The organism is Mycolicibacterium komossense (assembly GCF_025822605.1).
In the GTDB taxonomy this organism is placed as follows: Bacteria; Actinomycetota; Actinomycetes; order Mycobacteriales; family Mycobacteriaceae; genus Mycobacterium; species Mycobacterium komossense.
In genome coordinates, this window is the sequence record NZ_JACKTY010000048.1 from 57,292 (window position 1) to 70,364 (window position 13,073).

The window sequence follows — 13,073 nt, forward strand, 5'->3', positions numbered from 1 at the left end:
GGTCGTTTGACAAAGTGATACACGTCACCAATGATGTGGCCACTAGTAAATCCTGGCCCGCATCGGGCTGTCGGTCCGAAGGAGCGTCCGCCATCAGCACCGGTCTCTCACCCCTGGCGTCGGCAACGCTGGATTTCACCGAGTTGGCCGACCGGTTTGCGGATATGAGTGCGGCCACGTCGGCATCGGCGCAGCGGGACAGCGATCGGGTCGAGGGAGCGCTGTCCGCTGTGCTGGAGGCGTTGGCCCGGATCCGGCAGGAGACCGTTCCCGCCACGGTGCTGGAGCTCGCTCCGCGGGAATTGTGTGCAACGCGGGTGTTCGGCCGAGTGATGTTGTCGGGCATCCGGGGTTCCACCTGGTTGCCGAAGGCCATGTACGCCGGCGATCCGGACGGTCGGGTCACGCTCGAGATCGACGGCGTCGTCGAGGAACTCGAGATCCCGCTGGCCTCGCCGTTGGTCGAGGCCGAAGTCGTGCGACGCCGGCTGCCCGCTCTTGTTCAGGACGCACAGCACGAACCCCGGACGTGTGTGGCGTTGGTGCAGCGCACCGGCACCCAGGATTATGTGGTTGCTCCGGTCGTCGTGGGGACGTCGGTGGTTGCGCTGTTGCACGCAGACTCCGTGTCCGGTGCCCGGCCGCTGCGTGATGTGGACCGGGATCTGCTGCGCATGTTTGCCGACGGGGTCGGCTTGATCTACGAACGAGCCGGCCTCGCTGAACGCGCCGACGAACAACGCCGGCAGGTGATCGAGGTGTGCGCCGCCGCGACGGCCTCGTCGGCGGCGATCGACACCAGCCCCCAACTGCAGCAGGTGGTTTCGGTGGTCAGGGTCACGCCGCCACGCCAGCTCGGGTTGTCGAACCGTGACCGGACCCAGGAATCTCGGGAAACCCGCGAGTCCAGTCGCCTGTCCAGGCTCACCGCACGGGAACGCGAAGTGCTGGCGTTACTGGCCAGTGGCGCCACGAACGCTCAATTGGCAGATCGGCTGACGGTCGCCGAGAGCACGGTCAAATCTCACGTCAAACACATTCTGCACAAGCTGGCCGCGGGTAACCGGGCCGCGGCAATCGCCTGCTACCTGCGCGAGACCCGAGTCGACGAACGGCGGGCACGATGAGCGTTTCGATGGCCAGTGACACCACCAAGGCGCCTGGCGCTGCCCGCACCAGATCCGAATGGTGGACGCGGGAAATCGCTTTGGTGGAACGCCTCAAGACGTTGCGGGAAAGAACCGGCGCAACGCTCGGTGACGGTTCCGTCCTGCCCGTCGTCGACTGGGATGTGCCGTGGCGGTCAGCCGAGGTGATCTCCGTGCTGACACATTCCTGCATCGACCGGTTGCGCCGGACGAAGGGCGCCGATATCGCTGCTGCCCAAGCACTGTGCGATTTGATCCTCGACCTGCAGCAGGCCGCCATGGACTGGTATCTACACGAGACCTCGATGCGGGGGCAGCGGCTTGCCGACTGTGCTGCTGGTCTGGGCCGGCTGAGGTGCATGCCCAACGCGACCGCCCTGATGGAAAGTGCGTGCGAAGAACTGGTGCAGCGCTGTGGTTTCCACCGCGCGGTGCTCTCGCGGGTGGAAAGCGCCGGCTGGAAGCCGTTGATCATGGAGAATCCGACCAACGATTCGAATCCGTGGTTCAGCGACTGGGTGGGTCAGCTGGTTCCGCTGATGGACTCTGCGCCCGAGGCGGAGATGCTCTCGCGCCGGCGTCCAGTGCTGGTATTCGACACCGCCAGCGCTCCTGTGTACCGACCCCTGATCATCAACGCGGGTCACTCCCGCTCGTATGTGCTCGCCCCCCTGGTGCATGGCAGCGACGTGATCGGCTTTCTGCACTCCGACCATCACCCACTACCTCGACGGGTCGATGAGACCGATCGAGATGTGTTGTGGGCCTTTGCCGACGGCTTCAGTCATATCTACGAGCGCACGATCCTGCTGGAACGACTCAGGGCTCACCGCGACAGTGTGCGCGACCTGTTCTTTGGTGCGATCGACCGGATCGACGACCTGTGTGAATCGGAGATGGCGTCGCTGCGCCGCGCCGGCGGGGACAGCGACGACCGATCTGGCCCGCCCGGTGCGACCGGGCCCGGTGGCGGACGCAGGGGCGCCGTCGGCCTGACCGAGCGTGAGGTAGAGGTGTTCGACCTGATGGTTACCGGCGCCAGTAATCAGGCGATCGCCGACGAGCTGGTGATCACCGAAGGCACGGTGAAATCCCATGTCAAACACATTCTTCGGAAGTACGGGGCGGTCAACCGCGCGCAGGCGATCGCCTGGGCGCTGCGGGATTGAGCTACCCGGCACCCGCCGCCGCTGTGCCCAGATAGTTCCCGTCGTGGTAGAGCAGTGCGCTCGGGGTTGCCGCGTCGTCGACATGAATCCTGGTGACCGCACCGATCACCAGGGTCGAGTCGCCCGCGGCGATCAGCTGATCCGGCGTGATGCGTAACCAGGTCGGCGTGCCGTGTAGCAGTGGCTCGCCGGTTTCGATTGTGGTCCAGAGAGATTCGTCGGCGAACCGGTGCTCGGCGCTGCGGGAGAAGCGGCGTGCCACCTCCAATTGATGCTCGCCGAGTAGGTGCACGAGCAGCGAGTCGGCCGACCCTAGGGCGGCAATACTGGAGGATGTGTGGGTGATGTTGAACGACACCAGCGGCGGGTCGAGTGACAGTGACGCGAACGATGTCGCCGTGAACCCGACCGGACCCGGCGGCGACATCAGGGTGATCACGGCGACGCCGGCGGGGTGGCGTCGCAGTGCAGCGCGATAGGTGTCGGCAGTGACCGTCATGCCGGGCGGGGCTCACGGGTCAGCGACGAGATCGGGCCCATCGTCGAAAGTTCGGGTAGTACCTCGTCGAAGATGAGGACGCGGGCAGCGTCGGTGACCGGCAGCAGCACAGCTCCGTCGGCGATGGCGAGGGCGTGGATATCGGCGATCAGACCGGCCAGACCGGCAGGCGTTCCGACGTAGAGCAGCGTGTCCCCGCGGTCCCACCCGGCCTGGGCCAGGGCCGAGCGGGCGGACTGCGCGTCGCGGGCGATCATCGCCTCGATATCGACCACCACGACCGCGTCCGGGTGATCCGCACGAACGGCGGCGGCTCGCTGGGTAACGCCGCGCAGGTCTGTCGCGCGGATCCGAATCGCACCGTTGGGGGCATGGTCGACACCAATGCGCAGTGGCCCGCTCGGTGAGATATCGAAGTTCGGCATGCTGCCCCTCGGGAACGTGGTCGTCATTCGGTGTGACTCCCCAATGCTTGGCGTAACAAAATGTGTGGTCCCCGCATGCCCGCATCGGACGGGTTTGGGCATGCGGGGAGGTCTTCGCAGGTCAGTCGCACTTCCCTAAGGGTCTATGACCAGGGCGAATGCCTTGTTCTCGATGCCACCGGAACGGTCGACCGCGATGAACTTCTGCTCCACGTATTCATCGATGGCGCCGGGTCCGCCCTCACGGCCCAGCCCGCTCTCCTTGAATCCGCCGAACGGGTAGGCCGGGTGGATGATGTGCCAGTTGTTCACCCACACCATGCCCGCGTCGAGTCGACGGGCCACCTGCTGCGCCTCCTCCGCGTCCCCCCAGACGCCGGCCGAGAGTCCGTATCTGGTGTCGTTGGCGACGGCCACGGCCTCGTCGACGGTGTCGTAGGTGAGCACCACCAGGACGGGCCCGAATACCTCTTCGCGGGCTACCCGCATGTCGTTGCTGACGTCGACGAAGATCGTCGGCTCGATCCAGTAGCCCTTGTCGAAGCCGGGGCCGGTCGGGGCCTTTCCGCCAAGGGCGAGGGTGGCGCCCTCGTCGGCTGCGATGCGGAAGTAATCCAGGATGCGGTCCCGCTGGGTGGCCGAGACGATGGGCCCGATGTGGGTGGTGGGTGCCAACGGGTCGCCGAGCTGTAGCGTCGCTCCACGCGCCACCAGTTTCTCGACGATCTCGTCGCGCCGGGCGGCCGGGATCAGTAGCCGGGTGCCGGCCTCGCAGGCCTCACCGTTGTTGGCCATGCAGGCGAAAAGTGCCCCGTCGACCGCCATGTCGATATCAGCGCTGTCGAGGATGATGTTCGCGCCCTTGCCCCCGAGCTCCAGCGTGACGCGCCGGATCGAGTCGGCGGACTGGCGCAGGATGCTCTTGCCCACCGCGGTCGACCCGGTGAACGCGACCTTGCGGACATCGGGGTGGCCGGACAGGTGCGCACCCACGGGTTCTCCGTCGCCGGTGACGACGTTGAGTACACCTGGCGGCAGTCCGGCGGCGTCGAATTCACGGGCCAGTTCCAGCGGCAGCAGGGGAGCGTGCTCATCGGGTTTGAGGACCACGGAGTTCCCGGCGACCAACGCGGGTCCGATCTTCCACACTGTGGTCAGCAGCGGGATGTTCCACGGCACGATGGCCGCGACGACCCCGATGGGCTGGCGTACCACGATCCCGTCGGCGGCGATGGGTTCGATTGCGGGACCGGGGGTTTCCCACTCGTAGGTCTGCGCGATCGCGGCCAGATACTGGAGCTGCCCGACAGACAGGCCGACGTGCAGGGCGCCGGTGATACGGATGGTGGCGCCGTTCTCCTGCGACTGCAGGGCGGCCAGTTCCTCCCCGCGAGCGGCCAGCCGCAGTGCCACGTCGTTGATCAGCGCGGCGCGCTCCGCGGGTGGGGTGCGTCGCCAGGTGCCCTCGTCGAAGGAACCCTTGGCGGCGGCCACGGCGGAGTCGACGTGTTCGACGCGGCCTTTGGCCACCGTCGCCACGAGTTCTTCGGTTGCGGGACTGCGGATTTCGTAGACATCGTCGGTGTCGATCCATTTGCCGTCGATATACATCGAGTAGTGGTTGGGCACGTAGAGCTCCTTCGTTAGCTGATCTGGCGGGCGCGGCCCTGCCAATAGGGCGCTCGGAGGGCCTTCTTGTCGACCTTGCCGGCCGGGTTCAGCGGCAGTGTCTCGGCGAAAACGATCGACTTCGGTGCCGCAACGCTGCCCAGCGCTGCCTTGACGTGGGTGATGAGTTCGGCCTCGGACACCGTGACCGAATCGCGGGTGACGACGACGGCAAGTACTGCCTCGCCCCACTTCTCGTGCGGAACGCCGATGACCGCGCTCTGGGCCACGGCCGGGTGCTCGGCCAGCGCATCCTCGACCTGACGGGGGAAGACGTTGAAGCCGCCGCTGACCACCATGTCCTTCTTGCGGTCGACGAGGTAGAGGAAACCGTCGTCGTCAAGGTGGCCGATATCGCCGGTGTGCACCCATCCGTCCCGCAGTGTCTCCGGGTTGCGCTGCGGATCAAGGTAACTGAGCATCTGACCGAGTTGGCGCGAGCAGATCTCGCCCACCTCGCCGATCGGCAGGTGGTTGTCCTCGTCGTCCTGGATGCTCACCCGCACCTGGAACATCGGCCGACCCGCCGACGCCAGGTGGGCCGGGTGGTCTACTGCGTGCTCGTTCTTGCGCAGGCACGCCACGTATCCGGGCTCGGTACCGGCGTAGGTCTGGATGAAGATCGGCCCGAACACGTCCAGCGCTTCCCGCAGGCGCTCGGGGGCGATCGGCGAGCCGGCGTAGACAATCGTCTGCAGCGAGCTCAGATCGAAGTCGCTCCGGTGCGGGTGATCGAGCAACAGGTAGATGATCGTCGGTACGACCGCTGTCGCGGTGATCTTGTGCCGCTCGATGTTCGTCAGCAGGCCTTCGACATCCAGACCCGCGAGCATTACGTTCGTTCCGCCGCGAACAAAGGTCGGCATCACGAAGATCTGCGAGAAGTGCGTCAGGGGAGCGCCGTGGGCGAACACCTCGCCGAACCGGATGTCGGCGATCTCCAACCCGGCAGACACGCTGTAGTGGCTCCACGTGAAATGGGAATTCACCACACCTTTCGGCTCACCGGTGCTGCCGGAGGTGAACAGCACGTACGCCTCGTCGTGTTCGTCGATGGCGACGTTGGGGCGGCTGGCGGGCTGGGCCTCGACCAGTTCCGCGAAATCGGCGGCATCCACCCGTTCGGTGGTCGCTGCGCCGACCCGGATCAGCGTCTGCAGTTTGGGGAGTTCGTCCCGAATCTGGGCGACGGCGTCTTCGAACTTCGCGTGGTAGACGAGCGTGGTGGCGTCGGCCTGAGCGAGGTTGGACCGGAAGCCGTCGGCGGTGGCGCGGGTGGGCATCTGCACCAGTACCGCCCCCGCCGCCCAGATGCCGTGCTGGACCGGGATGAATTCCAGGCAATTGGGCATCAGCAGCCCGACTCGCTCACCCTTTTGCACACCAGTTGCCAACAGCGCGTTTGCGATTCGGCTACGCCACTGCAGCAGATCGCGGTAGGTCACCGAGCGCTCGTCGCCGAACCCCTCGACGATGGCGGTCCGGTCCGCGTAGTACGCGCCCGCGCGGTCGAGGACATCGGGCAGCGTGCCCCAGGTGCCGGAGTTGTTCGGAATCACCAGCCGGCCAACGAGGCCGGATCGAAACCCTCCACCCAGTATTCAGGGGTGATGATCGGCAGCCCCAGCTCCTGCAGGACCGGGGTGTCGTTCCAGTAGGTGGTTTCGCGGGCGATCTTGCCGGCGGAATCGAGCTGATGCCAGGTGATGCCGCGGGTGCTCAGGGTTTTGCCGCCGGTCGGCACGCCGCGATAGGTGTCCAGCCCGGTGCCGGTCCAGTCCCAGAGGATGACGACGGCGGGGTTGCCGTTGTCGCCCGCCAGCTGGAACGCCTCGGTCGCGGTGAAGGAGTGGATCCCCGCGCCATTTCCGCGCTCGGAGTTGGCATAAGCCGCCAACTTGGGGGTCAGCTCCGCCTTGGTGATCGCGGTGTCGGAGACGTGGTCGGAGTCGGCGTGGTCGTCGTAGACCAAGTCATCGGCGTAGAGGTCGACGGCGGCGGCCGTGCTGCTGGTCAGCGCGGCGGCCCACCGCGCGGCGTGGTCTTTGGCGAGGTCTGAAGCAAGGGGAGTGGCGAGGCTCATCAGGGATTCCTTTCAGACCAGGGCCGGTAGTTTGGCGACGGCACTGGGATCGACGGGCAGGCCGAGCTCGCTGACTGCGGTGGCGCAGTCCCAGAAACTCTCTTCGCGCTTGATCAGGCCGTTCTCGTCATAGATGTGGAAGGTGATGCCACGGGCGCCGGGCACCTTGCCGTTGGTGGGGACGCCCACGAACGCGGCCGCGGTGGGTGCGCGCCAGGTCCAGCGGTAGATGGCTGCCTTCTCGTCGCCGACCACTTCGTCGATGCGGAAGTTGTTGATGCCGATGCCGTTCTCGGTGTCGGCGTTCGCATACGGTGCGAAGACTCGCAGCAGGTCCTCGCGCGACGTGATGGTCTGCCCGAGGATCGGATCCTCGAACAGGAAGCCGTCGGCATACAGTGCGACGACGGCTTCGGGACTCTCCCGGAAGGCCTTCAGCCATCTGACGGCGAATGTGTGGCTCACAGTGATTTCTCCTCGCTGGTGGTACACGACACCTTCGACGCTATTGAGCGGGGTGTCCGGTGGCGACTACCGCCGGGAGGAAGCCCGTTGCCCTTAGGGGGTAGGTGGGCCTTTCAGCCTGCGTGACCAGCGGTTCGTCTACCCCGATGCCGGATCGAGTTACCCCCTGTGAGGGGTGTGCCCGCATATCGCTGCGAGCAGCATCGAAGGGAGTCACAGCACGATCGAGATGGAGCCAACATGCTGGAACAGGATTTGACGGACGACGAGTTCGAGCCGTATTTCGCCAAGGCGCAGGAGGTCTCGCAGTTTTTCCGCGAGATCGGCCCGCAGTACGACGTGGAGAACACGTTCGCCTACCCGTCGATCGAGGTTTTCAAGAAGTCCGGGCTCGGCGCACTGCCGGTGCCGAAGGCGTTCGGTGGTGCCGGCGCGAACATCCTGCAGGTGTCGAAGGTCGTGTCGGAACTCTCGCGCGGCGACTCGGCGATCACTTTGGCCTACAACATGCACTACATCATGGTGGGCATCGCCGGGAACCTGATGACCGAGGAACAGAACCGGTACTGGCTGGGCCGCGTCGCCGAGGGTGAGCTGATGTTCGGGCCGTTCTCCGAGCAACGGGCCGGCTTCTCCGGCCTGGCCGATATGAAGGCCGTCCCGCAGGCCGGTGGTGGCTGGAAGATCTTCGGTAAGAAGACCTGGGGCACGCTGTGCGAGGCCGCCGACATCATCACCACCAACGCCACCGAGACCGATGCCGAAGGCAATCTGCCGGATACCTTCGACGGCCGGGTCGCCGCGGAGAAGCTGTTCATCGGTGAGTTCGAGGTCGACGAGAACGGTGTCGGCGACGGCCTCCGGATCGAGAAGACCTGGAACGCCTTGGGTATGCACGCCACCGGGACGCAGACCATCGTCTTCGACGGTTACTTTGTGCCTGAGGACGGCTTCGTCTCACCGTGGCGCGCGGGCGCGTTCGGCGTACTCGAGTGGGCCTCGCTGATGTTCGCCAGCATCTACCTCGGGATGCAGCAACGCATCCTGGAAGAGTCGCTGGCCGTACTGTCGAAGAAACACCTCGGTGCCACCTTCGGTGCGATCGTCGCCGCCGACACCGAGGTCAAGAGCGTCGGTCACATCATCGACGGCATCGGTGACATGGCGTCGCGGGTCGAGATGTCGCGGCGCGTGCTCTACCAGACCTGTCAGGAGCAGATCGAGGGCAAGGACAAGCTGTGGGCACCGGAGCTGCGCTTCCCCTACCTCGGCCTGGCCAAGACGTTCGTCGCCGACAACGTCATGCACATGTCGCGCCACGCCATGAGTCTGGTCGGCGGGTCGTCGTTCCGTAAGGGCACCATTTTCGAACGGCTGTACCGTGATTCGGCGGCGTCGATGTTCCAGCCGCTCAACGGCGACCAGACCAGGACCTACGTCGGCGAGTTCCTGCTCAATCAGGCCGCAGCCAAGGCTTAACCCGCTCTGACCCCCTCGATGACAGTGGCCTTGGCCGCCTCGTCGAGGGGGTACGGCGTATAGAGGGTGAAGCGGTCGACCAGACCGCCGAACCGTCGAACAATCTGCGCCCCAACAGCTTCAGGCTCGCCGACCACCGCAAAGGTGTTCAGCATGTCGTCGTCGACGAGCCCAGTCATCGCCGCCCAGTCGCCCAACTTCGACAACCGGTGCAACTCGGCGTGCAGATCGCCCCAGCCGTGTAGATCGAGCACACCCCGGTAGGCCGGCGTGGCCCCGTAGAAGGCGATCTGTCGACGCACCTGTGTGAGCGCTTCGTCGAACTCGGACTGGTCGCCGCCGGTGACGACCAGTCCGGGGTAGACGACGGTGAAGTGGTCGCGCTTGCGGCAGGAGACGTGCAGACCCTCCTGTACCACCGGCATCGTCACCTCGCGCAGATACCGGGCAGTGGTGAAGCCGTGTACCAGCAGGCCGTCGGCGACCTCGGCGGTCACTCTCGTCATCTTCGGTCCGACTGCGGCGATCAGCACCGGTGGTGGTCCGTAGGGACTCGGGCCGGGTGAAAACATCGGCGTCATCAGGGTGTGCCGGTAGTGCTCGCCGCGAAAGTCCAGGCGCTCGCCGCTCTGCCAACTGTTCCAGATCGCGTGCAGCGCAGCGACATACTCCCGTATCCGCTCGGCAGGCGCCGACCAAGGCATGCCGAATCGGCGGGTGATGTGCGCCTCGATCTGCGAGCCGAGACCCAACACGAACCGGCCACCGCTGAATACGTTGAGGTCGTTGGCCACCACTGCCATGCTCATCGGATTGCGTGCGAAGGCGACCGCGACCGCCGTGCCCAGCTGCAGAGTCGCTGATTTTTCTGCCGCCACCGCTAAGGGCAGGAAGGGATCTCGACTCACCTCGGTGGTCCAGACTCCGTCGTGCCCGATCCGCTCCGCGACCGCGACTTGCGCAGTCAGCCCGGCAAGGTCCGCACCGCCGGTTCCGTCGATCGAGCCACCGATGTTCGCGTCGATATACATCTCAGATGTCCTGTCAGTAGCGCAACGGACGCAGCCGCACGACGATAATCAGGCGGCTCGACAACATGAATGTTCACATGCCGACGGCACCTTTCAAACCCATGTATCCCCAACGGGGAATTCCTCTGCTCCCGAATAGAGATGTCGGTACGGAGCCTGCTGCGTAACGTGCGCTGGACGAGCCCTGAGAAGGGTCGACCAGAGGAGGAATTCGTGGGACGCATGCCGATCGACGTGAAGCTGCATGACCTCGATCTGTTGTGGCAGAACATCTTCACGTGGGCCAGTTGGGCCATCGCGCTGGGCATGCTGGTGATCGCCGTCCGGATGGGAATCAAGCAGCGCACTCCGTTCTATGCGATCGCGATCCTGGCTGCCGGGGTGGCTGCATACGCAGAACCGCTGTACGACGTCGCCTTTGATCTCTGGTTCTATGACGCCAATAATGGCCAACCCGGGGCGGGCTTCATGCACTTCTCGGCATTCGGTGTGGTTCAGCCCATTTGGACGCACAGTGGCTACGTCATCCTCTATGCAATGGCCGTGCTGTACGCCGGACGGCGGATCTACGAGGGCACTTTGGGAATGCGCGGCCTGTTCACGGTGTGGGGCATCGAAGTGCTCGCCTCGTGTGTGTTCGAGATGGTCGGCACCGGTACGAATGTGTACACCTACTACGGCCCGTATGTCGGCCGGATCTGGAACTACCCGTTCATCATCGGGGTCCTCGAGGGCACGCAGGTCATCCTGTTCACCGTGGTGGCAGTCCTGGTCTGGCGGAAGGTGTCGACAGGATGGGGACTGTTGAGTCTGTTTGTCGTATTCCCGATGACGTTCTTCGGCGCCAACTTCGGCCTGGGTGCCCCGGTGATCATCGCCATGCATCTGGACAATGGGAACGCCACCCCGGGACTCATCGGTGCGGCGACAATCCTCTCGATTGGCCTGTGTGCATTCGTGGTCTATGGGCTGAGCCGGTTCCTGCCGGACGGGGCCGTCGCCGACGTTGAGCCGGCGCGCGACCCCCAGACTGCCGGCGCGGTGTGAGAGTGACTGCTACACAGGACGTCCAGGCTCACTTCCAAAGTTGGGGAACCGGCTTCGACCAACTCTGTGTCTCGTTCCGGGCGATGCTCGGCACGCAGGGGGAGTGGATCGCCGGGCCGCCGCCGATCCCGATGACGACCGGTGGCGACGAGGCTGTCGGCCTCCTGGAGGGGTTCCGGGACAGCTACGATCTGGCCACCATCGATGTCGACGTGCTGCACCTCGGGGAGTCGGACGGCGTGGTCTATAGCGAGCGGATCGACCATCTCGTCGACTCCACCGGGACGCGGTTCATCTCGTTGCCGGTGGCCGGCATCATGCGCCTCGACGAATCGGGGCAGATCGCGTACTGGCGGGACTACTGGGACATGCGTGAGTTCCTCGAGCTGCCGACGGCCTAACCCGCGATACCGAGGATCGCGCGCGCGGCCTCGGTGAGCAGCACCCGGAGCCGATCCTCGGCCAGTCCGGTGTTGTGGAACAGCGGTGACTGGATCGCGCCGATGACCGCGTGCACGACGGCACGGGAATCGGTGTCGGTGAGGTCGGCGCGCTGCTCGTTGACCAGGTGCACCCACTCTTCGAGATACAGCCGCTGTTTGCGGCGAAGCCGCCTTCGGTCCTCGTCGGGCAGATTGTTGATCTCGTTGTAGTAGACCTGTGCCAACTCGCGGTCGCCGACGACGAATTCGACCTGCCCGCTGATCAATTGATCCAGCGCCAGACCCAGATCGGTGGTGCTTTCCAGGATCCGTTGCTCGTCGTGCAGCAGTCCGTCGATCACTCGGTCGAACAGGGCAACCAGAACCGCGGACTTGCTCTCGAAATGCCGGTACACCCCGGAGCCCGTGATACCGGCGGCCGCACCGATTTCGGAGATCGATACCGCGTGAAAGCCCTTGCGGGCCACCAGGTCTGCTGCGGACGTCAGGATCCGGCTCTTACGTTCGGGGTCGCGGGTACGCACATGGGGCGCTGTCTCACCCAGCGTTTCTGCAGCGATGGGAGTACCTCCAGATGTTCGTGCGCATTCATTACGAGAAGCCTGCGAGCAGGGCGTTCAATTCTGCAGTAGTGAATGATGCTACACATTCTGGCGACTGGCCGAGGCTCGATGACGCACAGTCACCGCTGCTATCGGCGGCATATGCCTGTGTCGGATTGGCGCCCCGGACAGTCGGTGCCTGCTCCACTACGCGCGACGACGGCCTCAGCCGGCCGGGTGCCAGCCGCGCATCGCCGAATCCATCTGCTCATCTTTCAACGCCGCGACGGCGAGCCGCGTACGGCCATCACGATGGCGCATCCCGTCGAGCATCAGCCCTACATACCGGCGCCACAGTTCGGGCTCCACATGGCCCGCCCATTCGCTCACGGTGCCGGCCAGCAGGCTGATGATCGGCATATCGGCGGGCATGACGTCGGGCCGCAGATAGCCGTCGGCGCACGCGCGTTCGACGAGTCGCGAGATCGGGGGGTCGAGTCGCAGCCTCGATACTTCGACACGGCGGCCGCCGTAGGCCTTGCTGTACACCATCTCGCGAAGGCCGCGGTCGGTAGCTGTGCGTTCGCAGAGCTGCTCCACGAACCACACGAAACCGTCCCATGAATTCTGCTGTGTTAGCGCTGTTTCCGCCAGTGTCACGATCTCATCGATGCTGTCTTCGAAGATCGCGTCGATCAGCTCTTCCTTCGTGGCGAATCGTCGGTATACGGTTCCGACCCCGAGGTTGGCGTGGTGGGCCACATCGTTGAGCGTCGCTTCCAGGCCCTTTGCGGCGAACAGTTCTCGCGCAGCCTGGAGCACCCGCTGTCGATTGCGCTCGGCATCCTTTCGCAGTCCGCGGGCGGGTTCGTCCTCTTCGGTCACAAATCGCAGTGTAAGTGATCGTCGTCATAAGCGGATTGACCTTATCCACTTATTCATTTAGGTTCACTACCTAGTCCGGGCGCCCCCGGCCCCGCGTCGCCCCCGTTGGAAGGCTCTTTCGTGACCGCAGTACATGTGCGCCTGCTTGCGCACGAGTGTTCGGCCAGTCGGCGAGTCCTGGCGGGGGCA

Annotated in this window: 14 protein-coding genes; 5 read left to right on the forward strand and 9 right to left on the reverse strand. The window is 65.0% G+C overall.

Going from position 1 to position 13,073, the window contains the following annotated elements:
- Window positions 1-35 precede the first annotated feature (35 nt).
- A complete protein-coding gene (locus H7J73_RS28935) occupies window positions 36-1,127 on the forward strand; it encodes a LuxR family transcriptional regulator (protein WP_264071260.1) in 1,092 nt (363 codons plus the stop codon).
- Window positions 1,124-2,317 carry a LuxR C-terminal-related transcriptional regulator gene (locus H7J73_RS28940; protein ID WP_264071261.1) on the forward strand — a complete coding sequence of 398 codons (1,194 nt, stop codon included), beginning with the start codon at window positions 1,124-1,126 and terminating at the stop codon, window positions 2,315-2,317. Before H7J73_RS28935 ends, H7J73_RS28940 begins: the two co-directional genes overlap by 4 nt.
- Before the next feature lies 1 nt (window position 2,318).
- Here the strand turns inward: H7J73_RS28940 and H7J73_RS28945 are convergent, their stop codons facing one another.
- The 6 genes from H7J73_RS28945 to H7J73_RS28970 form a co-directional block, all read right to left on the reverse strand.
- Window positions 2,319-2,816, reverse strand: coding sequence for a flavin reductase family protein (locus H7J73_RS28945; protein ID WP_264071262.1), 498 nt, complete (start codon window positions 2,814-2,816; stop codon window positions 2,319-2,321).
- Entirely contained in the window at window positions 2,813-3,268 is a 456-nt protein-coding gene (locus H7J73_RS28950) for a hypothetical protein (protein WP_264071263.1), read from the reverse strand. The genes H7J73_RS28945 and H7J73_RS28950 overlap by 4 nt, the downstream gene beginning before the upstream one ends.
- 108 nt (window positions 3,269-3,376) lie before the next feature.
- Window positions 3,377-4,870 carry an aldehyde dehydrogenase family protein gene (locus H7J73_RS28955; protein ID WP_264071264.1) on the reverse strand — a complete coding sequence of 498 codons (1,494 nt, stop codon included), beginning with the start codon at window positions 4,868-4,870 and terminating at the stop codon, window positions 3,377-3,379.
- Between the two features lie 14 nt (window positions 4,871-4,884).
- On the reverse strand, window positions 4,885-6,468 hold the full coding sequence (locus H7J73_RS28960; RefSeq protein WP_264071265.1) for an acyl-CoA synthetase: 1,584 nt from the start codon (window positions 6,466-6,468) through the stop codon (window positions 4,885-4,887).
- Complete coding sequence (locus H7J73_RS28965; protein WP_264071266.1) at window positions 6,465-6,992, reverse strand: ketosteroid isomerase-related protein; 528 nt, start codon at window positions 6,990-6,992, stop codon at window positions 6,465-6,467. Before H7J73_RS28965 ends, H7J73_RS28960 begins: the two co-directional genes overlap by 4 nt.
- A gap of 12 nt (window positions 6,993-7,004) precedes the next feature.
- The gene (locus H7J73_RS28970; protein WP_264071267.1) at window positions 7,005-7,457 is read right to left on the reverse strand and encodes a ketosteroid isomerase-related protein; all 453 of its coding nucleotides are present in this window, start codon (window positions 7,455-7,457) and stop codon (window positions 7,005-7,007) included.
- Between the two features lie 240 nt (window positions 7,458-7,697).
- On the opposite strand from H7J73_RS28970, the gene H7J73_RS28975 reads away from it, so the two are divergent.
- The gene (locus tag H7J73_RS28975) at window positions 7,698-8,936 is read left to right on the forward strand and encodes an acyl-CoA dehydrogenase family protein (RefSeq protein WP_264071268.1); all 1,239 of its coding nucleotides are present in this window, start codon (window positions 7,698-7,700) and stop codon (window positions 8,934-8,936) included.
- Here the strand turns inward: H7J73_RS28975 and H7J73_RS28980 are convergent.
- Window positions 8,933-9,967 (reverse strand): TIGR03617 family F420-dependent LLM class oxidoreductase, encoded by a 1,035-nt coding sequence (locus tag H7J73_RS28980; protein ID WP_264071269.1) that lies wholly within the window; start codon window positions 9,965-9,967, stop codon window positions 8,933-8,935. The genes H7J73_RS28975 and H7J73_RS28980 overlap by 4 nt on opposite strands.
- Window positions 9,968-10,180: 213 nt before the next feature.
- Between H7J73_RS28980 and H7J73_RS28985 the strand changes: the two genes are divergently transcribed.
- Together H7J73_RS28985 and H7J73_RS28990 are read left to right on the forward strand one after the other, a co-directional pair.
- On the forward strand, window positions 10,181-11,014 hold the full coding sequence (locus H7J73_RS28985) for a hypothetical protein (RefSeq protein WP_264071270.1): 834 nt from the start codon (window positions 10,181-10,183) through the stop codon (window positions 11,012-11,014).
- Window positions 11,015-11,016: 2 nt separating this feature from the next.
- Window positions 11,017-11,415, forward strand: coding sequence for a limonene-1,2-epoxide hydrolase family protein (locus H7J73_RS28990; protein ID WP_264071271.1), 399 nt, complete (start codon window positions 11,017-11,019; stop codon window positions 11,413-11,415).
- Here the strand turns inward: H7J73_RS28990 and H7J73_RS28995 are convergent.
- The gene (locus H7J73_RS28995) at window positions 11,412-11,981 is read right to left on the reverse strand and encodes a TetR/AcrR family transcriptional regulator (protein WP_264071272.1); all 570 of its coding nucleotides are present in this window, start codon (window positions 11,979-11,981) and stop codon (window positions 11,412-11,414) included. The two genes, H7J73_RS28990 and H7J73_RS28995, sit on opposite strands and share 4 nt — an antisense overlap.
- A gap of 243 nt (window positions 11,982-12,224) precedes the next feature.
- Window positions 12,225-12,884, reverse strand: coding sequence for a TetR/AcrR family transcriptional regulator (locus H7J73_RS29000; RefSeq protein WP_264071273.1), 660 nt, complete (start codon window positions 12,882-12,884; stop codon window positions 12,225-12,227).
- Between the last annotated feature and the right edge of the window lie 189 nt (window positions 12,885-13,073).